Here is a 19486-nt window from a genome sequence, read left to right on the forward strand (position 1 = left end):
CTCGCACGCTCGGGGCGGGCCCCGGGACGGGGCCGCAAGCACCGCCGGAAGGGAGCGGATCCCCTCAGCGGTCGAGGAACGCCAGTCGCGCCTCGGGGGTGAACAGCAGGTACAGCCCGGCCAGGGCCAGGACGATGAGCGGGATGCCCAGCAGCGGCTGGCCGCCGGGGAACGCGGTGCTGTAGCCGAACAGGCCCAGCAGCAGCTGCAGCACGACGACCGGCCCGCGGGCCCAGCCCGCGAGCCGGCGCAGCCCGGCCGCGGCTGCGGCGAGCGCGACCCCGAAGATCGCGACGTAGACGACCTCGGCCAGCGCCCGGCCGACGCTGTCGGGCTCGCCGGTGAGGGTCAGCCAGAGCAGGGCCAGCGCCCCGGCCAGCAGCAGCCCGGCCTCGACGGCGGCCACCAGCGCCGCCCGGACGACCGACGGCGGCGCCGCGGGACCCGGCCGGCGCGGCGGGCGGAACGAGGGCTGCGCGGCGGCACCGAAGAGCCGCTCGGCCCTGGTCGGGCGGCGTGTGGCGTCCTCCTCCGTCACACCAGCGAGGCTACGCGTCAGCCGCCACGGCAGTCCCCGTCCGTGCCGGTTGGACGGTCCCCGTGCTGGTTAGCTCTCCGGCATGCGCGCGCTCGTGGTGGCCAACCCCGCGGCGACGACCACGACCGGCCGGGTGCGCGACGTGCTCGTGGGCGCGCTGGCCAGCGAGCTCAAGGTCGACCTCGCCGAGACCACGCACCGCGGCCACGGCCGCGAGCTGGGCCAGCAGGCGCTGGCCGACGGGTTCGACGTCGTCGTCGCGCTCGGGGGCGACGGCACGGTCAACGAGGTGGTCAACGGCCTGCTCACCGACGGGCCGGGCGCGCACGTGCCCACCCTCGCCGTCGTCCCGGGCGGCTCCACCAACGTCTTCTCCCGCGCGCTGGGCCGCTCCCGCGACCCGGTCGAGGCCACCGGCGAGATCCTCGACTCGCTGCGGTCGGGGCGGACGCGGCGGGTGTCCCTCGGCACCGCCAGCGCCACCGGGACCAGCACGGTCCCGGCCCGCGGCGTCGACCCGGCGACCGCGGTGGCGGCGGCCGAGGCGGGTGCGGCGGTCCACTCCGGGTGGAGCGAGCCGCGCTGGTTCGTCTTCGCCGCGGGCATGGGCTTCGACGCCGACGTCATCGCGCGGGTGGAGCGGCAGCGCGCCCGCGGCCGCCGCTCCACCGGGGCGCTCTACGTCCGCGAGGCCACCCGCGCCTTCGTGCTCGGCCGGGAGCGCCGGCGCCCGGCCATGACGCTGACCCTGCCCGACGAGCCCGACCTCGACGGGCTGTTCCTGTGCCTGGTGTCCAACGTGAGCCCCTGGACCTACCTGGGGTCGCGTCCGGTCAACCCCAGTCCCGAGGCCTCCTTCGACGCCGGCCTCGACGTGTTCGCGCTGGGCCGGATGGGCGTGCTGCGGATGCTGCACCACGCGCGGCAGGTGCTCGCCCGCCGTCCCGACGCCCGCGGCCGCGGGGTGCACCGCCGGCACGACCTCGACGACGTCGTCCTGACCGCCGCACGGCCGCAGGGCTGGCAGCTCGACGGCGACCACCTCGGCACCGCCACCGGGCTGCGGGTGCGCTCGGTGCCCGCGGCGCTGTCCGTCGTCTCCTAGCGGCCCGGAGAGCCCCTCACGCACGTCCGGGGTGCGGTGTCAACGACCACCGCACCGCCGAGTGGCGGCCCTAGCACGCCCGTGGTGAGGTTGCTCACGCGGGGTCAGACCACGACCGCCGCGCGCTTGACACGCCGTCCTCAGGTGAAAACATCGCGAGAGGAACGCAACCTGCCGGTAACAAGCGGCAGGCGGTCGCTGGAACGGGGCGCTGGGCAACCGGTGTCGCGCCCGCGCAGGCGGCCCGACGTCAGCGATCAGCAAGCCCAGAACGTCGTCGACACCGAGGAGTGCACGCACATGGACTGGCGCCACCGCGCCCTATGCCGGGACGAGGACCCGGAGCTGTTCTTCCCCATCGGGACGACCGGCCCCGCCCTCGTGCAAGTCGAGCAGGCGAAGGCCGTGTGCCGTCGTTGCTCCGTCATGGAGTCCTGCCTCGACTGGGCCCTGCGATCCGGCCAGGACTCGGGCGTCTGGGGCGGGCTCTCCGAGGACGAGCGGCGCGCTCTCAAGCGCCGCCAGTCCCGCACCCGCGTCCGCGCCTGATCGATCCCGCCAGACGCGCCGACGAGGCCGGTCACCCGCTCCGGGTGACCGGCCTCGTCGCTGTCACACGGTCGTCCCACCGGACGACACCGCGGCCACGCGCCCAGGAGGAGCTCGGAGCCCATCCGCCTACCGCCGCGGCCGGCCCGCGCCGGGGAGCTCCAGCACGACCTCGGTGCCCGGCCGGCCAGGCCCCGGCGGCTCCGCCGGGGTGGTGGCGTGCAGCGCGCCCCCGAGCTCGCTGGTGACCAGCGTCCGCACGATCTGCAGCCCGAGCCCGTCGCTCTGCGCCGGGTCGAAGTCCTCGGGCAGCCCCTGACCGTCGTCGCGGACCCGGACCACCAGGTCGTCGCCGTCCCGCTCGGCCACCAGCTCGATCGCGCCGGGCGGCCCGTCGGCCGGGAAGGCGTGCTCGGCGGCGTTCTGCAGCAGCTCGGTGACCGCCATGACCAGCGGGGTCGCGGTCACCGCCGGCAGCTCCCCGAAGCGCCCGACGCGGCGGGTGCACGCCGCCGGCCCGATGGACGTCAGGTCGCCGAGCATCGGCAGCACCTGGTCGAAGACGTCGTCGACGTCGACGACGTCCTCCCGGCTGCCGGCCAGCGTCTCGTGGACGACGGCGATCGAGGCCACCCGCCGCACCGACTCCTCCAGCGCCGCCCGCGCGGCCGGCTCGGTCATGCGCCGGGCCTGCAGCCGCAGCAGCGCGGCGACGGTCTGCAGGTTGTTCTTCACCCGGTGGTGGATCTCGCGGATCGTCGCGTCCTTGGTCAGCAGCGCCCGGTCGCGGCTGCGCAGGTCGGTGACGTCGCGGACCAGCACCAGCGCGCCCTCCTCGACACCCGGCGCCTGCAGCGGCAGGGCGCGCAGCAGCATCGTCGCGCTGCGGCCCTCGACGTCGGTGGGGTCGGGGAACCGCCCGGCCACCGCGGCGGCGACCGTCGCCGCGACCGCCTCGCCCGCCACCCGGTCGGCCGACGCCGCCCGGGTGACCTTGGCCAGGTCCGCGCCGACCAGGTCGCCGACCACCCCGAGCCGCCGGTAGGCCGACAGCGCGTTGGGGCTGGCATAGACGGCGCGGCCGGCGGCGTCCAGGCGCACCAGCCCGTCCCCGACGCGCGGGCTCATCTCGGCGTCGAGCAGCTTCTCCGGCGGGAACGTGCCGGCCGACACCATGAGGCAGAGGTCGGCGGCGATGTCGAGGTAGGTCAGCTCCAGCGTCGACGGCGACCGGGTGACGGCCAGGTTGGTGTCCTTGGCCAGCACCGCGACGACGACGCCGTCGTGCCGTACCGGGATGACCTCGCGGCGGCGCGGCGCGCCGCCCGACCAGTCCGGATCGCCCTCGGTCACCGGCCGGCCCTCCCGGTGCGCCAGCCGGAAGGGGTCGGCGTCGGGCCCGTCGACCTCGCTGCCGACCAGGTCCTCGGGCCGGCTGGTGGGCGCGGTCAGCGGGCGTACCTGGGCGACGCACCACCAGGCGCCGGTGCGCAGCGGCACCCACAGCGTCAGGTCGGCGAAGGCCAGGTCGGCCAGCAGCTGCCAGTCGGCCACCAGCCGCCGGGCGTGGTCGACCTGCGAGGGGGCGGTCGCCGACCCGCGGTGGAGGCGCTCGGAGAGGGTGCTCATGGTGCCCCCGAGCGTAGGAGCGGCCCGCGCCTAGGCTGGCGACCCGTGGCCCTGCCCTCCCCCGACCTGCCCTCGCCCGACCTGCCGCCGGTGCGCGTCGAGGACGCCGTCCCCGCCGACTGGCCACGGATCGCCGAGCTGACCGTCGCCGTCTACCGCGACGAGCGGCTGGCCTCCGCTGAGTACCTGGGCCAGCTGGCCGACGTCGAGGGCCGTGCCGCGCGGTCGCGGCTGGTCGTGGCGCGCGACGGCGCCCGGGTCGTCGGCGCGGTGGCGCTCGTGCTCGAGGGCGACTTCGGCGAGGTCACCGCCTCCGACGACGAGGCCGCCTTCCGGATGCTCGTCGTCGACCCCGCGGTGCGCGGGCGGGGCGTGGGCGAGGCGCTGGTGCGGGTGTGCCTGGACCGGGCCCGTGCGGCCGGCAAGCGGCGGATGGTGCTGTCCACCGACCCGCGGATGACCGCCGCCCACCGCCTCTACGCCCGGCTCGGCTTCACCCGGCTGCCCGAGCGGGACTGGAGCCCGCGCCCCGGCATCGACCTGCTGGTCTACGCACTGGAGCTCTGACCACCGGCGTCGGTCGCCGGCCGGCGACCGGTGCCCCGGGACCGGGACGGACGGCGGGGCGCGGGCTCCTCGGGCGCGGGCTCCGCCGGCTCGGCCTCCCGCGCCGGGACACCGGCCGCCGCGGCGAGGGTGTCGAGCTCGTCGAGGATGTCGCGCAGCAGCACGTCGACGTCCGGCAGCAGCTCGGCGCACGAGACGAGCCCCCAGTCGAGGCGGTCGAGGTAGCTCTGCACCGTGATGTTGAGGCCCTGTCCCTCGACGATCGTCGACACCGGGTAGTAGTGCTCGAGCCGCGCGCCCGCGGCGTACAGCGGCGTCCGCGGACCGGGCACGTTGGAGATCACCAGGTTGCCCGGCGTCAGCCGCGACCCCAGGCGCAGCCGCGCGCTCAGCCGCATGGCGCGGGCGAAGACGGCCGGGGGCGGGAACTCGGCGAAGTCGGTGAGCCGCTCGGCCGGCAGCGCCGAGAACAACTCCTTGCTGCTGGTCATCGCCTCGTGCACGCGCCGGACCCGCCGGACGGGGTCGGGCTCGTCGGTCGGCAGCACGGCCGAGAGCATCGACACCCGGTTGGTCCAGCGCTCGGTCTCCTCCCCGGTGCGCACCGAGACGGGCACGAGCGCCACGAGCGGCTCCGCGGGCAGCGCGCCGCGCCGGTCGAGGAAGGTCCGCAGGCCGCCGGCGCAGGCGGCCATGACGACGTCGTTGACGGTCGCGCCCAGCGCCGACTTCACCTGCTTGACCACGTCGAGCGAGGTCGACCGGATGGCGAGCTTGCGGTGGGGGGTGATCGGCCCGTTGAACGGCGTACGCGGCGGCCGGACGCTGGGCAGCGGCGGTGGCTGGTCGGGTTCCTCGGGCAGGGAGCGGCCGAGGTTGAACACCGTGCCGAGCGGCCCGCGCAGGCTGCGGCGGACGTCGTTGGCGGCTCGCACCAGCACGGGGTTGCGCGTCGCCCGGCCGACCTCGCGGGCGGTCCGGGCGGCGAGCAGCACCCCGCGCGCCGGCTTGCGGGCCAGGCCGAGCGCGCCCCGCGCGAGCATCTCCAGGTCGCCGGGTGGCCGCTCGGGCGTCCACGAGTCGGCCTCGGGCGGCACGGTGCCCTCCGGGGTGTCGTCGAGCATCAGCGTCATGAGCTCGACGCCGGAGGCCCCGTCGATGGTGGCGTGGTGGACGATCGTGAGGATCGCGAAGCGGTCGTCGGGCAGGCCCTCGATCACGTAGGACAGCCACAGCGGCTTGCGCCGGTCCAGCGGCCGGGAGACCAGCCGGCCGACCAGCGCCGCGAGCTGGTCGTCGGTGCCCGGCGGCGGGACGGCGGTGTGCCGGACGTGGAAGTCCAGGTCGAAGGCGGCGTCGGCCACCCAGTACGGGTGGTCCAGGCCCAGCGGCACCTCGGCCAGCCGCCGGCGCAGCGGCTCGAGCAGGGGCAGCCGCTGCTGCAGCTGCGCCCGCCACGCGTCGTAGGGCCGGTAGCCGGGGTCGTCGGGCCGGGTGTAGATCGACACGCTCGAGACGTGGCCGAACTGCGCGGACGTCTCGAGGTGCAGGAACGTCGCGTCCAGTCCCGACAACTGCTTCATGGCCCCTGCCCTCCCGAGTCGGCGGGACCCGCGACACGCATCCCAGCCGGACGGCTCCCCGTGGTGTGGGGAAGTGTGTCAGCCCTCACACTGCTCCTGCAGGCGGGTGGTTGCCCGCGCAGCACGCGACGGGGTCCGCACCGTGCCCGGTCGCCCAGGGGAGACGAGGACAGGCCATGCGCGCGACGGCGCCGTTGCACCGGACAGCCGCCGGGGAGGCTCCCCCGTGGATCGGGGCGTCGCCGGTCGCCGCGCTGCTCGCCGTCCAGCGGCCGTGGCGCGAGGCGGCGGCGCTGCTGCGCTCCCCCGTGTGGCGCGGCCGCGGCGTCCCGGACGGCGGCGGCCTGCCGGTCCTGCTGGTGCCCGGCTTCCTCGCCGGCGACCCGTCGCTGTCACTCCTGGAGAGCTGGCTGCGGGCCCGCGGTTACCGGACGTGCACCTCGCAGATCCGGGTCAACGTCGACTGCACCCGCAAGGCGGTCGAGCGCCTCGAGCGCCGCCTGGTCGAGCTCACCGACCGGGCCGGGCGACCCGCGGCGATCGTGGGCCAGAGCCGCGGCGGGCTGTTCGCCAAGCTCATGGCGGTGCGCCGGCCCGACCGGGTGAGCGGGATTATCACCCTGGGCAGCCCGAACGTCGACCACATGGCGATCAACCCGCTGGTCGCCGCCCAGGTGCGGCTGGTCGCCGCCCTCGGCACCGCCGGGGTGCCGGGCATGTTCGTCGACGACTGCCTGCGGGGGGCGTGTGCCGACGAGCTCGCCGTGGAGCTGGAGCGGCCGTTCCCGACGCAGGTGCCCTACGTCTCGGTCTACTCGCGCAGCGACTGGGTGGTCGACTGGCACGCGTGCGTCGACCCGGCCGCCGAGAACGTCCACGTCGACTCCAGCCACGTCGGCATGAGCGTCCACCCCGAGGTCTACGAACTCCTCGGTCGGCGGCTGCCCGGCCTGGCCCGACGGACGCCCTGAGCCGTCCGGCGCCGCTCAGGCGTCGGCGACGGTGGCGATCAGGTCGCCCTCCTGGAGCACCTCGCCCTCGACGACGTGCAGCTCCTGCACGACACCGGCGCGCTCGGTGAGGACCGGGATCTCCATCTTCATCGACTCGAGGACCACCAGCGTGTCCCCCGCGCCGACCTCGGCCCCGGGGGCGACGAGGACCTTCCAGACGCTGGACACCATCTCGGCGTGGATCTCCTCGACCACCACGCAGCACCCCTCTCGAGCCGGATGACCCATCCAAGCAGGCCGACCGCTGCCGGGCAGGGCACGCCGGGGAACGGCTGGGCTAGGCGCCGGGCTCGGGGTCGCCGGCGGCCAGCTGCTGGAGCACCGCACACACCTCCGGGCCGTCGTGCGGGACGCCGGTCTCGGGCAGGTCGGTCAGCGCGGCCGCGGCGGCGCGGGCGGCGGTGGCGGTGTCGGGCGCGCCGGCGCTGACGGTGGCCAGCAGGGCGTCGTACCAGGGGTCGAGCCGGTCGCCGGGGTCGTAGCCGCTGACCGCGACCACCTCGGTGCGGCCGGTGGTGCCGCGCAGCCGGCCGGCGCTGGGCAGCAGACCGGTGACCCGCCCCGCCTGCCCGGGCGCCAGCGTCGAGCGCAGCTGCACCGCGACGGCGGCCCGCGGCGGGTGCTCCTCGCGGGTGCGGCGGCGGGGGCCGCGCTCGCCGGCGGCCGCGGCCAGCGCGAGGTCGACGGCGTCGACGCCGTACGCCCGCTCGAGCACCGCCATGTCGAGGGAGAAGCCGGCGGCGACCTCACCGAGCTCGCCGTCCTCGTCGACGCCGACGGTGACCAGTCCGCGCCAGCCGACCTCGGCCAGCCGCTTGGCGCCGACGGGCATCTCGCCGGGCGGCTCCGGCGTCCAGGAGACGCGGGCGATGCCGGCCGCCCGGTCGCGCGCGACCGTCGTCGGGTAGTGCAGGCCCTCGTCGGTGACCAGCGCCAGCAGGCCGTGCTCGCTGGCCGGCTCGACGCCGTCGCCGCCGAGCCGCTCGAGCACCTCGGCCGGCGGCCCGACCCAGGTCAGGCCGGCCGCGGCCACCTCGGCGGCGAGCGCGGCGTTGCCCGCCAGTGCCGGGGGGACGGCGAGGACGGCACGGGCGCCGCTGCGGCGGGCGGCCTCGACGATCCGGTCGACGGCGAGGTAGGACTCCGCCGCGGGCGCCGGCCCGAGCAGCACGGCGTCGTCGGCCAGGCGGACGTGCCGCGCCGACCGCTCGGCCTCGGAGTAGACGGCGACCGCCTTGACACCGAGCCGCGAGCAGGCGGCGATCACCGCGCACGCGGCCGGCCCCCGCCCCGCCACGAGCACGCTCTCGATCCCGTGCTGGGCCACGCTCCCGGTCCTCCCCGTCCCACCGCGCCGGGTCACCGTCGTCCCGACCTGCCCATGGTGCCTGGCGCCTGTGACACCCGCGCCACCGGCCAGGGGGCCCTCCCCCGTCTGTGGGACCCTGGGGCGGACCGGTGGGCGTCGGACGACGCCCGGCACGCGACGACGAGGAGAGGAGGGCAGCGATGTCCAAGCGCGGACGCAAGCGTCGCTCCCGCAAGGGGAACAAGGCCAACCACGGCAAGCGCCCCAACGCCTAGGCACACACGACGGCGCCCCGCTCCCGGAGATCCGGGGCGGGGCGCCGTCGCGTGTGCGGTCCCTACTCGGACCAGTCGGTGCGGACCACCTCGGTGCGCACCTGCTCGACGCTCACGTGCGTGCCGTCCTCCTCGAAGGAGACGGTGGTGAGCTGCAGCTTGATCCGGTCGCGCAGGCCCAGCGGCGGCTTGTCCCCGCCGCAGCGGCGGCGCACCAGCGCCTTGAACTCCTGCTCGATGCCGAACTGCCGGAGGCACGACGAGCAGTCCTCGAGGTGCTCGGCGATGACGGCGCGGCGGGCGTCGTCGGTCTCGTGGTCGAGGAACTCGAAGACGTGCGACAGGACGTCGTCGCACGAGGACGCGTGCTCGTGCTCGGCGCTCACGACCGCCCCTCCTCACCGGTGCCGGCGCGGACGAAGCCGCGCTCCCGGGCGTAGTCGGCCAGCAGCTTCTGCAGGCCCCGCCGGCCGCGGTGCAGCCGGGACATCACCGTGCCGATGGGCGTGCCCATGATCTCGGCGATCTCCTTGTAGGCGAAGCCCTCGACGTCGGCGAGGTAGACCGCCAGGCGGAAGTCCTCGGGCAGCTGCTGCAGGGCCTCCTTGATGTCGGAGTCCGGCAGGTGGTCCAGCGCCTCGATCTCCGCCGAGCGCAGCCCGCTGGAGGTGTGCTCCTCCGCCGCGTAGAGCTGCCAGTCCTGCACCTGGTCGGTGGGGTACTGCTGCGGCTGCCGCTGCTTCTTGCGGTAGCTGTTGATGTAGGTGTTGGTCAGGATCCGGTACAGCCAGGCCTTGAGGTTGGTCCCCTCCGCGAACTGGTGGAACGCGGAGTAGGCCTTGACGAAGGTCTCCTGGACCAGGTCCTCGGCGTCGGCGGGGTTGCGGGTCATCCGCAGCGCCGCCGGGTAGAGCTGGTCGAGGAAGGGCAGCGCGTCGCGCTCGAAGCGCGCGTCGCGCTCGGCGCGGGTCTCGGCGACCTCGGTGCGGCTGCCGCCCTCGCGTGCCTCGGGCACCTCCACCGGCGCCCCGACCACCGGCTCGCGCGGGGTCCCGACCGGCTCGACGGCGGGGTTCCCGCCCGGGGTCTCCTCAGGCACCGACCGTCCTCTCTGCGGCACCCGGAGGCGGGTCACCACGTCGGTCGATCCTAGTCGCGCGGCGTCGGGCCGGCCCGGGGGCCGCCGGCGCGGGGCCCGCGTGCGGGCGCTGGAGACGGTGCTGCTCACGGTCCCTGCAACGGTGCCCCCGGTCGCGGTCATTCCCCGGCCGGGAAGTCGGCGGCGGGCACCGGGCGGGCTGGCTACGCTCCCCGGCCGTGGCGGCGACCCCCGCGGTGCGGGCCCTGGAGAAGGCCCGGGTGGTGCACACCCTGCACCCCTACGACCCCGGCCACGCGAGCGACCAGGGCCACGGGGAGGCCGCGGTGGCCGCGCTCGGCGCCGATCCGCGGCGCGTGTTCAAGACGCTGGTGACCCGCGTCGACGGCACGCTCACCGTCGCCGTCGTCCCGGTGAGCGGCACCCTCGACCTGAAGGCACTGGCGGCCGCGGCCGGCGGGCGGAGGGCGGCGATGGCCGACCCCGCCGACGCCGAGCGGACCACCGGCTACGTCGTCGGCGGGATCAGCCCGCTGGGCCAGCGCAGGGCACTGCCGACCGTCGTCGACGAGTCGGCGCTGGGGTTCCCCACGGTGCTGGTCAGCGCCGGCCGCCGGGGCCTGCAGGTGGAACTGTCGCCGGCCGACCTGGTGCGGCTCACCCGCGCCCGCACCGCGCCCATCGGCCGCTAGCTGTCCGGGACGCCGTAGGGGGTGAGCAGCTGGTCGACCGGCGCGGCGTCGTCGGTGAGCACCCGCGCGTCGCCGGCGAAGGCGGCCACCTCGGCGTCGGAGGCGACCTGCCACGCCGAGTCCTGGGCGCGCAGCGCCCCGACGAGGGCGGCCTCGTCCAGCGGCCGGTGCGAGGCGACGGCGACCAGGTTGCCGCCGTCCTCCCCCGCCAGCACCGGGGCCGGGGCCAGCAGCAGCACGTGCGGCCACACCCGCCGCATCGTGGCCAGCTCCGCGCGGACGAAGTCCAGCGGCGGGTGGTCGATGAGGTTGGCGACGTAGACGCCGTCGTCGGCGAGCGCGCGGTCGACCAGCTCCAGCGCCTCCACGGTGGTCAGCTGCCAGGGCACCGACAGCCCGCCGAAGGCGTCGCCGACGACGACGTCACGCTCCCCGGCCGGCTCGTCGGCCAGCCCGACCCGGGCGTCACCGACCCGCACCTGCAGGTCCGCCGACGTCTCCAGGCCCAGCTGCTCCCGGTCGATCGCGACGACGCCGGGGTCGACCTCCAGCACCCGGCTGGTCGTGCCGGGCCGCACCGCGGCGAGGTAGCGCGGCACGGTCAGCCCGCCGCCGCCCAGGTGCAGCGCCGACAGCGGTTCCCGGGGCGGGGCGAGGACGTCGGTGATAGCGGCGATCGCGCGGACGTACTCGAACTCCAGGTGGGTGGGGTCGGCGAGGTCGACGTAGCTGTGCCGCAGCGTGTCCAGCAGCAGCACCCGGCCGGTCTCCCGCTCGGGGTCGGCGACCACCCGCGCGCAGTGGTAGGAGGTCTCCGCCTCGCACGGCGTGGGCGCCACCGCGGCGAGCAGCGACCCGGCGACGGCGGCCAGCAGCAGCGCGGCCGGCAGCCGCCCCGCCCCGCCCGGCGAGCGGCGGCGCAGCAGCAGCCACACGGCGATCCCGGCGGCGACGGTGACCAGCCCGGTGCCCACGAGGATGCCGCTGCTCGGGAACACCGCGATGAGCAGGAAGCCGGTGACGAACGTGGCCGCGATCCCACCGAGCGTGCCGATGCCCGACAGCTTCCCGACCACCGACCCGGTCTCGGCCAGGCTGGCCAGCTGCAACTTGACCACCATCGGCGGCACCGCCGACAGCAGCGCGGCCGGCACCACGACCGCGACGGCGGCCAGCAGCAGCACGCTGCCGGCGTCGGCACCGGTGAACAGCGACCCGGTGAAGCGCACCAGCGGCAGGACGGCGACCACCAGCGCGCCGCCGGCCACCAGCAGCGGCGCGATCAGCTGCCGGGGGTCGCGGCGGTCGGCCGTGGCACCCCCGGCCCACGCGCCGACGGCGATCGCGGCCAGCGCGAACCCGATGATCGCGGTGTTGGTCTGCAGCGTGATGCCGACGTAGGGCGCGATGAGCCGCAGCCCCACGATCTCGAGCACCAACACCGCACCCGAGGCGAGGAAGGTGACCCCGGCGGCCACCCACCCGGGCAGCGCGGCGCCGGCGGGGTCGGGCGCGTCGGCGGACGGATCGGCCGGGTGGACGGCGGGCGCACGCTCGCTCAGGGCAGGGCTCCTCAGAAGAGCGCCGGCTGGTCGGCCGGGGCGCTGGTGCCCTCGACCCGGGTCAGCAGCTCGGCGCCGTTGTTGCGGACGTTGTTGACGGCGGTGCCGACCGGGCGCAGCTCCAGCGCCTCCACCAGCTCCTGCGGGGTCGGCTCGGCGAGCGCCTCCACGTCGTCGCGGGCCGGGTCGAGCCAGTCGGCCCACCGCTCGCGCGGCAGCACCAGCGGCATCCGGTCGTGGATCTCGGTGAGCGCGCCGACGGCGGGCGCGGTGACGACGGTGCACGTGTAGAGCCGGTCCTCGCCCTTGCCCCACACCTCGTAGAGGCCGGCCATGGCCAGCACCGACCCGTCGGCGGGGGTGATGAAGAAGGGCTGCTTGCCGGGCGAGTCCAGGCGCTTCTGCCACTCGTACCAGCCGTCGGCCGGCACCAGGCAGCGCCGGGAGCGGGCGGCCGAGCGGAACGCCGGCTTCTCGGTCAACGACTCGACCCGGGCGTTGAGCAGCCGGTTGCCCACCGAGACGTCCTTGGCCCAGGAGGGCACCAGGCCCCAGCGGACCGCGCGCAGCTCCCGGTGCGCCTCGCCGGTGGGGCTGCCCTCCGGGTCGCGCTCACGCTTGGTGCGGACCACGTAGACGTCCTTGGTCGGCGCGACGTTGAAGTCCGCCCGGAGCGGCTCCTGGCCCTCGGCGGGGACCGCCTCGAACTCGACCACGAGGTCCTCGGGACGGCGGCTGGCGGCGTAGCGACCACACACGGCTGGTCCTCCCGGCTGCTGTCGGGCCCGGACGGCGGGCCCGTCCCCGCCGACTCTAGGTGGGGGTGCCGACGGTGCGGCCGCCCCGGGCGGCCGCGGGGAGGCCGGGTGGAGCCCGCGACGGCGAGAGACGAGGATCACGTGCGTGACCGCGACCCAGAACCCACCGCACGAGCAGCCGAAGACCGCGAGCGAGTCCGCCGAGCGCCGGTACGCGACGGTCAACCCGTTCACCGGCGAGACGGAGAAGGAGTTCGACTTCACGCCCACCGAGGCCATCGACGGCATCATCGCGACGGCGCACGCCGCCTACCAGGAGTGGCGGGAGCGCCCGGTCGAGGAGCGCGCGGCCGTCGTCCGCCGGGCCGCCGAGCTCATGGACGAGCGCCGCGAGGACCTCGCGCAGCTCATCACCACCGAGATGGGCAAGCGGCACGACGAGGCCACCGGCGAGCTCTACCTCTGCTCGATGATCCTCAAGTACTACGCCGACAACGGCCCCTCGTTCCTCGAGCCCACGCCGATCCAGCCGCTCATGGGCAAGGGCGAGGCGGTCATCGAGACCCGGCCGGTCGGCGTCCTGCTCGCCATCGAGCCGTGGAACTACCCCTTCTACCAGGTGGTCCGCGTGGCCGGCCCGAACCTGGTGCTGGGCAACACCGTCATCCTCAAGCACGCCGAGATCACCCCGCAGTGCGCGGTGGCCATCGAGCAGCTGTTCACCGACGCCGGCGCCCCCGAGGGCGTCTTCACCAACACGTTCCTGCGCATCGCCGACGTCGAGCAGGTCATCGCCGACCCGCGGATCCAGGGCGTCACGCTGACCGGCAGCGAGCGGGCCGGCAGCGCCGTCGGCGCCCTGGCCGGCAAGCACCTGAAGAAGTCGGTGCTCGAGCTCGGCGGCAGCGACCCGTTCATCGTGCTCGACGCCGAGGACATGGCCGCCACCGTCAAGGCCGCGACGATGGGCCGGATGCAGAACACCGGCCAGGCCTGCACCGCCTCCAAGCGGCTGATCGTCACCGAGGAGCACTACGAGCCCTTCGTCGAGGGGCTCCGGCAGGCGTTCTCCACCTTCTCCCCCGGCGACCCGGCCGACCGGTCCACGTCGCTGGCCCCGCTGTCGAGCGAGCGGGCGGCCAAGGACCTGCACGCGCAGATCCAGGACGCCATCGACAAGGGCGCCACCGTCGTCGCCGGCGGCGGGCGGCCCGACCACGCCGGTGCGTTCGTCGAGGCGACGATCCTCACCGACGTCACCCCGGAGATGCGCGCCTACCGCGAGGAGCTGTTCGGCCCGGCGGCCGTCGTCTACAAGGTCAAGGACGCCGACGAGGCGGTCGCGTTGGCCAACGACACCGACTTCGGCCTGGGCGCCACCGTGATGAGCAGCGACGTCGACCGCGCCCGGGCGGTGGCCGACCGGCTCGAGGCGGGCATGGTGTGGATCAACCAGCCCACCGGCTCCTCTCCCGAGCTGCCCTTCGGCGGGATCAAGCGGTCCGGTTACGGCCGCGAGCTCTCCGAACTGGCGATGTTCGAGTTCGCCAACCGGCGGCTGGTCCGCACCGTGCCGGTGAAGAAGGCCGACCGCCCCGTCGGGGGCTGAGGGTGAGCGGCGTCGTCCGGACCGGGCAGGATGGTGCCCCGTGAGCCAGGTCTGGACGACGCCGCACCGCGGCACCCCGGTCGACGCCGTCGTCCCGCTGCCCGGCTCGAAGTCGATCACCGCGCGGGCGCTGGTGCTGGCCGCGCTCGCCGACGGGCCCAGCCGGGTCGTGCGGCCGCTGCGGGCCCGCGACACCGACCTGATGGCCGCCGGGCTGCGCGCGCTCGGCGTGCGGGTCGACGAGGAGGGCGGCGGTCCCGACCCGGACTGGATGGTCACCCCGGCGCAGCTGCGCGGCCCCGCGGAGGTCGACGCCGGGCTGGCCGGCACCGTGCTGCGGTTCCTCCCGCCGGTGGCCGCGCTGGCCACCGGGCCGGTCCGGCTCGACGGCGACCCGCGGCTGCGCGAGCGGCCCAACGCCGGGCTGATCGCCGGGCTGCGCGACCTCGGGGTGCGGGTCGACGACGGCGGCCGCGGCCGGGCACCGTTCACCGTGCACGGCACCGGGGCGGTGCGCGGCGGCGGCGTGACCGTCGACGCGGGTGAGTCCTCGCAGATCGTCTCGGGCCTGCTGCTGGCCGCGCCCCGGTTCACCGACGGGCTCGACCTCGCGCTGGCCGGTGGGGTGCCGTCGATGCCGCACGTGGAGATGACCGTCGTCGCGCTGCGCGAGCACGGCGTCGACGTCGTCGCCACCGACCGCGGGTGGCGGGTGGACCCCGGGCCCATCGCGGCGCGCGACCGCGTGGTCGAACCCGACCTGTCCAACGCCGCGCCGTTCCTCGCCGCCGCGCTGGTCACCGGCGGGCGGGTGACCGTGCCCGGCTGGCCGGCGGTCACCACCCAGCCCGGGGCGCAGCTGGACCGGCTGCTGGGCGCGATGGGCGCCGAGGTCGAGCGCACGCCCGAGGGGCTGCGGGTCACGGGCACCGGCCGGATCACGCCGCTGGTGGTCGACCTCGGCGACGTCGGTGAGCTGACCCCGGTGCTCGCGGCGCTGTGCGCGCTGGCCGACGGGCCCTCGCGGCTGACCGGCATCGGGCACCTGCGCGGTCACGAGACCGACCGCATCCAGGCCCTCGACGAGGTGCTCACCGCCGTCGGCGCGCGGGTCGAGCAGCTGCCCGACGGCCTGGAGATCGCGCCGGGCGCGCTCCGGCCGGCGCTGGTCGACTCCTACGCCGACCACCGCATGGTGCACGCCGCCGCGGTCCTCGGCCTGGCCGTCGACGGGGTTCGGGTGTCCGGGCCCGGCGCGGTCACCAAGACGCTGCCGGACTTCCGCGAGCGCTGGGCCGGGATGCTCGGCGCCGACGTGCCCGGGGCGACTGCGGGAGCGGGCTCCTGAGCCGCCGGCACGACAGCCGGTCGGACGAGGACGACGTCCGGGTCCGGCCCAACCGGCGCGGCTCCCGCCCGCGGACCCGCACGCGCCCGGCCCACACCGACGCCGTCCCCGGGCTGGTGGTCGCGGTCGACCGCGGTCGGATGACCGTGCGGACAGAGGCTCCCGGCGGCGGTGCGGTCGAGGTGACCGCGATGCGCGCCCGCGAGCTCGGCCGGCACGGCGTCGTCGTCGGTGACCGGGTGCGGCTGGTCGGCGACACCACCGGCCGGCCCGACACCCTCGCCCGCATCGTGGTCATCGAGGAGCGGACGACGTCGCTGCGGCGCACCGCCGACGACACCGACCCCACCGAGCGGGTGGTCGTGGCCAACGCCGAGCAGCTGGTCGTCGTCACCTCGGTGACCGACCCCGAGCCGGCACTGGGCTTCCTCGACCGCTGCCTGGTCGCCGCCTACGCCGGTGGCCTGGAGCCGCTGTTCTGCCTCACCAAGACCGACCTGGCCAGCCCCCAGCCGCTGCTCGACCGATACGCCGGGCTGGGCGTCGACGCGGTGCCGATGTCGCGAGAGACGCCGCTGGACCCGCTGCTGGCGCGGATCGGCGGGCGCACCAGCGTGTTCGTGGGCCAGTCCGGCGTGGGCAAGTCGACCCTGGTCAACCGGCTGGTGCCCGACGCCGACCGGGCCACCGGCGACGTGAGCAAGGTCGGCAAGGGCCGGCACACCTCGTCCTCGGCGGTGCTGTTCGACCTGCCCGGCGGCGGCACGGTCATCGACACCCCCGGCATCCGCTCGTTCGGCCTCGCGCACGTCACCGCCGACGACGTCGTCGCGGCCTTCGACGACCTGGCGCAGGCCGCTGTCGACTGCCCGCCCGGGTGCGGGCACTCCGCCGACGACCCCGACTGCGCGCTCGACGCGTGGGCCGCGGCCGGCCCGCCGGCCCGGGCCGAGCGGCTGGCCAGCGTCCGGCGGCTGCTCGACGCCGTCGGCCAACTCGGCCCCGGCTACTGAGGGATGTCGCCATGGAACAGCAGGTCCACTTCGTCACCCTCGCCACCGCGGACCTCGACGCCGCCCGGCGCTTCTACGTCGAGGGGCTCGGCTGGACGCCGCTGCTCGACGTGCCGGACGAGATCGTCTTCTTCCAGGTCGCGCCCGGCACGGTGCTCGGCTTCTTCGAGACGGCGCGCTTCGCGCAGGACCTGGGCACCGGTCCGGCGCGGCCGGAGGTGTCGGGCGTGACGCTGGCGCACAACGTGGCCGACCGGGCCGCCGTCGCGACGCTGTGCGACCGGATGGCGGCGGCCGGGGGCACGGTGCTCACCGCGCCCGAGGAGGGTGCCTTCGGCGGCGTGTTCCACGCCCTGGTCCGCGACCCGAACGGCGTCGTCTGGGAGGTCGCGCACAACCCCGGCTGGTCGGTCGACCCCGACGGGACGGTGCGGCTGGGCTAGACCGCGCCCTGGCGCCGCGCCCGGTGGAACAGGCTGTCGGGCATCGGCTCGTCGACCGTCTCGATGCGCAGGTCGTGCGTCTCGCCGGCGTAGGTACCGTCGAGCGCCTCGGCCCACACGCAGACGCCGGTCGCCACGTCGAGCCGGACCAGGTGCGCGGTCGGGTACTCGACGTCCTCGGGGACGCTCCCCCACTCGAGCTCGTCGACGCGGCGGCTGCGCAGCAGCGGGCAGCAGCCACAGCGCGGCTCGTACCGCTCGGTCGGCACGACCAGCGCCTCCCACGCCGGCCGGCCGGCGTGCTCGACCTCGCGCAGGCCGCCGATCTCCAGCGGGGACCCGGCGGACAGCCCGGTCTCCGGGTCCAGGCCGTCGGCGAGCTCCCGCGGCCGCAGCTCGGCCACCCAGCGGTAGTCCTGCCACATCGGGTCGTGGTCGGCGCCGACCTCACGGAGGACGTGGACCCGGCCGGCGGCGTCCTCGACGCGCAGCAGGTCGGGGCGGCGCAGCCAGGCGCGCACCGGCCCGGACCAGGCCCACGCCCTGCGGCGCCGCTCGGTGAAGCGCAGCGTCGTCCAGCGCTCCGGCGAGGAGCGGGCGAGCGCGCGGAAGGCGTCGGCGTCGGGCACGCCGGCAGTGTGGACCGCGGCCGGGCACCTGTCTGCCGAGCAGTCGTGCTCTGCCCACAGGTGTGTGCAGAGCACGACTGCCGGCGGGAGCACTACCCGTCGACGTCGACCGGGCCGCCGGTCCGCCAGTACAGCCCCGCCTCGCGGGAGAGCAGCTCCTCGTCGACCAGGTAGCGGCGCAGGGCCGCGGTGTCGGGGTGCCAGACGGCCAGCAGCGCGTTGACCTCGCGCTCGGGGTAGCGCACGCCGACGTCGAACACCCGCACCACGTGCTCGAGCACCACCCGGCGCTTGCTCCGCTGCGCGGGGATGGTCGTCAGCCGCCCGTCCCGGATGAACGAGGCGAGGACGGCGGACTCGGCCGGGTCGTCCGACAGCGGCTCCGGCGGCGGCGCCGACTCGGCCGCGGCCCGCGCCGCGGCACCGAAGCGATCGGTCAGCAGCTCCAGCGCGTGCCCGTCGCGGCGCACCAGCCCCGCCCGGGCCATCCGGCGGGCGGCCAGGGCGACGTCCTTGAGGGGCAGGCGCGCGGCGGCCGCGACCTCCTCGATCGTCCCGGCACCCAGGGCGAGCGCGGCCACCACCTTCAGCCGGGTGGGGTCGGCCAGCAGCCCCACGATCGTCGTCGCCTGCACCTCCAGCACGGTATCCGCGCATCGGAGCACGTGGGCGGGGGTAGGCCGACCGGCATGGTGAGCCCCATCGACATCCAGAAGGCCCTCAAGGGCATGGACTACCCGGCCACGAAGGACCAGATCCTCGAGCACGCCAAGGGCGGCGACAAGGACGTCCTCGAGGCACTGCAGAGGATCGACGACCGGGAGTACGAGGGGCCCAGCGGCGTGAGCGCCGCGGTCTTCGACTGACGCCCCGCTAGGTTCGGTGCCCATGACACCGGGCCGGGACTACACGGGGGACATGCACCTCGCGCACGTGCTCGCCGACCAGGCGGACTCGCTGAGCATGGACCGCTTCCGGGCGCTCGACCTCGCCGTCGAGACCAAGCCCGACCTGACGCCGGTCACCGACGCCGACCGCGCCGTCGAGGAGCAGCTGCGGATCACCCTGTCCCGGGCCCGCACCCGCGACGCCGTCCTGGGCGAGGAGTTCGGCGTCACCGGGCACGGGCCGCGGCGCTGGGTGCTCGACCCCATCGACGGCACGAAGAACTTCGTCCGCGGCGTGCCGGTCTGGGCGACGCTCATCGCGCTGTTCGACGGCGACGAGCCGGTGGTCGGCCTGGTGTCGGCACCGGCGCTCAACCGCCGCTGGTGGGCGGCGAAGGACGTCGGCGCCTGGACCGGCCGGCGCCTGGAGTCGGCCACCCGCTGCCGGGTGTCAGGGGTCTCCGAGCTCGGCGACGCGAGCCTGTCGTTCTCCAGCCTGTCGGGCTGGGAGGAGCGCGGCCTGCTCGACGGCTTCCTCGACCTCACCCGATCGGTGTGGCGGACCCGCGCCTACGGCGACTTCTGGAGCTACGTGCTGCTGGCCGAGGGCGCGGTCGACGTCGCCTGCGAGCCGGAGGTGTCGCTGTGGGACCTCGCCGCGCTCGACGTCATCGTCCGCGAGGCCGGCGGCCGGTTCACCGACCTGTCCGGCGTCCCCGGACCGGCCGGTGGCAGCGCGCTGGCCACCAACGGCGCGCTGCACGACGCCGCGCTGGCGCACCTGCGGCTGCCCGACCCGGCATAGGACCGGCGGGGGGGGGGGGGGGGGGGGGCGGGGCGCCGGGGGGCGCGGGGGCAGGGGCCGGGGGGGGGGCGGG

The 19486-nt window shown here is 75.9% G+C and carries 23 protein-coding genes; 12 read left to right on the forward strand and 11 right to left on the reverse strand.

Annotated elements, in window-relative coordinates:
* Positions 1 to 64: 64 nt before the first annotated feature.
* The gene (locus tag ACI79O_RS17180; protein WP_456914743.1) at positions 65 to 538 is read right to left on the reverse strand and encodes a hypothetical protein; all 474 of its coding nucleotides are present in this window, start codon (positions 536 to 538) and stop codon (positions 65 to 67) included.
* Positions 539 to 620: 82 nt separating this feature from the next.
* On the opposite strand from ACI79O_RS17180, the gene ACI79O_RS17185 reads away from it, so the two are divergent.
* Positions 621 to 1643, forward strand: coding sequence for a diacylglycerol/lipid kinase family protein (locus ACI79O_RS17185; protein WP_456914744.1), 1023 nt, complete (start codon positions 621 to 623; stop codon positions 1641 to 1643).
* A gap of 300 nt (positions 1644 to 1943) precedes the next feature.
* On the forward strand, positions 1944 to 2192 hold the full coding sequence (locus ACI79O_RS17190) for a WhiB family transcriptional regulator (RefSeq protein WP_456876495.1): 249 nt from the start codon (positions 1944 to 1946) through the stop codon (positions 2190 to 2192).
* A gap of 129 nt (positions 2193 to 2321) precedes the next feature.
* On the opposite strand, the gene ACI79O_RS17195 is transcribed toward ACI79O_RS17190, so the two are convergent.
* On the reverse strand, positions 2322 to 3821 hold the full coding sequence (locus tag ACI79O_RS17195) for a sensor histidine kinase (RefSeq protein WP_456892906.1): 1500 nt from the start codon (positions 3819 to 3821) through the stop codon (positions 2322 to 2324).
* A 45-nt stretch (positions 3822 to 3866) separates the two neighbouring features.
* Between ACI79O_RS17195 and ACI79O_RS17200 the strand changes: the two genes are divergently transcribed.
* Positions 3867 to 4388 carry a GNAT family N-acetyltransferase gene (locus ACI79O_RS17200; protein WP_456892904.1) on the forward strand — a complete coding sequence of 174 codons (522 nt, stop codon included), beginning with the start codon at positions 3867 to 3869 and terminating at the stop codon, positions 4386 to 4388.
* Here the strand turns inward: ACI79O_RS17200 and ACI79O_RS17205 are convergent.
* Positions 4370 to 5971 (reverse strand): WS/DGAT/MGAT family O-acyltransferase, encoded by a 1602-nt coding sequence (locus ACI79O_RS17205; RefSeq protein WP_456914745.1) that lies wholly within the window; start codon positions 5969 to 5971, stop codon positions 4370 to 4372. The two genes, ACI79O_RS17200 and ACI79O_RS17205, sit on opposite strands and share 19 nt — an antisense overlap.
* 176 nt (positions 5972 to 6147) lie before the next feature.
* On the opposite strand from ACI79O_RS17205, the gene ACI79O_RS17210 reads away from it, so the two are divergent.
* Positions 6148 to 6942, forward strand: coding sequence for an esterase/lipase family protein (locus ACI79O_RS17210; protein ID WP_456892900.1), 795 nt, complete (start codon positions 6148 to 6150; stop codon positions 6940 to 6942).
* A gap of 15 nt (positions 6943 to 6957) precedes the next feature.
* Here ACI79O_RS17210 and ACI79O_RS17215 read toward each other — a convergent pair whose 3' ends face one another.
* Positions 6958 to 7182 carry a biotin/lipoyl-binding carrier protein gene (locus ACI79O_RS17215; protein ID WP_456876484.1) on the reverse strand — a complete coding sequence of 75 codons (225 nt, stop codon included), beginning with the start codon at positions 7180 to 7182 and terminating at the stop codon, positions 6958 to 6960.
* Between the two features lie 79 nt (positions 7183 to 7261).
* A complete protein-coding gene (locus ACI79O_RS17220) occupies positions 7262 to 8311 on the reverse strand; it encodes a biotin carboxylase N-terminal domain-containing protein (protein WP_456914746.1) in 1050 nt (349 codons plus the stop codon).
* 182 nt (positions 8312 to 8493) lie between these two features.
* On the opposite strand from ACI79O_RS17220, the gene ACI79O_RS17225 reads away from it, so the two are divergent.
* Positions 8494 to 8568 carry a 50S ribosomal protein bL37 gene (locus ACI79O_RS17225; RefSeq protein ID WP_014377707.1) on the forward strand — a complete coding sequence of 25 codons (75 nt, stop codon included), beginning with the start codon at positions 8494 to 8496 and terminating at the stop codon, positions 8566 to 8568.
* Between the two features lie 62 nt (positions 8569 to 8630).
* Here the strand turns inward: ACI79O_RS17225 and rsrA are convergent, their stop codons facing one another.
* Positions 8631 to 8954: a mycothiol system anti-sigma-R factor gene (gene rsrA / locus ACI79O_RS17230; protein ID WP_456892896.1), complete on the reverse strand. Its 324-nt coding sequence runs from the start codon at positions 8952 to 8954 to the stop codon at positions 8631 to 8633.
* Complete coding sequence (locus ACI79O_RS17235; RefSeq protein WP_456892892.1) at positions 8951 to 9667, reverse strand: sigma-70 family RNA polymerase sigma factor; 717 nt, start codon at positions 9665 to 9667, stop codon at positions 8951 to 8953. The genes rsrA and ACI79O_RS17235 overlap by 4 nt, the downstream gene beginning before the upstream one ends.
* Before the next feature lie 218 nt (positions 9668 to 9885).
* Between ACI79O_RS17235 and ybaK the strand changes: the two genes are divergently transcribed.
* On the forward strand, positions 9886 to 10359 hold the full coding sequence (gene ybaK / locus ACI79O_RS17240; protein ID WP_456914747.1) for a Cys-tRNA(Pro) deacylase: 474 nt from the start codon (positions 9886 to 9888) through the stop codon (positions 10357 to 10359).
* Here the strand turns inward: ybaK and ACI79O_RS17245 are convergent.
* Together ACI79O_RS17245 and ACI79O_RS17250 are read right to left on the reverse strand one after the other, a co-directional pair.
* Positions 10356 to 11837, reverse strand: coding sequence for a fused MFS/spermidine synthase (locus ACI79O_RS17245; RefSeq protein ID WP_456914748.1), 1482 nt, complete (start codon positions 11835 to 11837; stop codon positions 10356 to 10358). The two genes, ybaK and ACI79O_RS17245, sit on opposite strands and share 4 nt — an antisense overlap.
* A 95-nt stretch (positions 11838 to 11932) precedes the next feature.
* A complete protein-coding gene (locus tag ACI79O_RS17250) occupies positions 11933 to 12679 on the reverse strand; it encodes an SOS response-associated peptidase (RefSeq protein WP_456914749.1) in 747 nt (248 codons plus the stop codon).
* A gap of 145 nt (positions 12680 to 12824) precedes the next feature.
* Here ACI79O_RS17250 and ACI79O_RS17255 point away from each other — a divergent pair, with 145 nt between their 5' ends.
* From ACI79O_RS17255 to ACI79O_RS17270, 4 genes are all read left to right on the forward strand, one after another.
* On the forward strand, positions 12825 to 14288 hold the full coding sequence (locus ACI79O_RS17255; protein WP_456914750.1) for an NAD-dependent succinate-semialdehyde dehydrogenase: 1464 nt from the start codon (positions 12825 to 12827) through the stop codon (positions 14286 to 14288).
* A 40-nt stretch (positions 14289 to 14328) separates the two neighbouring features.
* On the forward strand, positions 14329 to 15636 hold the full coding sequence (aroA, locus tag ACI79O_RS17260; protein WP_456914751.1) for a 3-phosphoshikimate 1-carboxyvinyltransferase: 1308 nt from the start codon (positions 14329 to 14331) through the stop codon (positions 15634 to 15636).
* A gap of 140 nt (positions 15637 to 15776) precedes the next feature.
* Entirely contained in the window at positions 15777 to 16649 is an 873-nt protein-coding gene (gene rsgA / locus ACI79O_RS17265) for a ribosome small subunit-dependent GTPase A (RefSeq protein ID WP_456914752.1), read from the forward strand.
* A gap of 11 nt (positions 16650 to 16660) precedes the next feature.
* A complete protein-coding gene (locus ACI79O_RS17270) occupies positions 16661 to 17092 on the forward strand; it encodes a VOC family protein (protein ID WP_456892879.1) in 432 nt (143 codons plus the stop codon).
* Here ACI79O_RS17270 and ACI79O_RS17275 read toward each other — a convergent pair.
* Complete coding sequence (locus ACI79O_RS17275) at positions 17089 to 17721, reverse strand: hypothetical protein (protein WP_456892877.1); 633 nt, start codon at positions 17719 to 17721, stop codon at positions 17089 to 17091. The genes ACI79O_RS17270 and ACI79O_RS17275 overlap by 4 nt on opposite strands.
* Before the next feature lie 92 nt (positions 17722 to 17813).
* Positions 17814 to 18356 carry a DUF2087 domain-containing protein gene (locus tag ACI79O_RS17280; RefSeq protein WP_456892875.1) on the reverse strand — a complete coding sequence of 181 codons (543 nt, stop codon included), beginning with the start codon at positions 18354 to 18356 and terminating at the stop codon, positions 17814 to 17816.
* A 54-nt stretch (positions 18357 to 18410) separates the two neighbouring features.
* Here ACI79O_RS17280 and ACI79O_RS17285 point away from each other — a divergent pair, with 54 nt between their 5' ends.
* A complete protein-coding gene (locus ACI79O_RS17285; protein WP_456892873.1) occupies positions 18411 to 18587 on the forward strand; it encodes a DUF2795 domain-containing protein in 177 nt (58 codons plus the stop codon).
* A 22-nt stretch (positions 18588 to 18609) separates the two neighbouring features.
* A complete protein-coding gene (hisN, locus tag ACI79O_RS17290; RefSeq protein ID WP_456878122.1) occupies positions 18610 to 19413 on the forward strand; it encodes a histidinol-phosphatase in 804 nt (267 codons plus the stop codon).
* Positions 19414 to 19486: the final 73 nt, after the last annotated feature.

The sequence above is a fragment of the Geodermatophilus sp. SYSU D00696 genome (assembly GCF_054050235.1).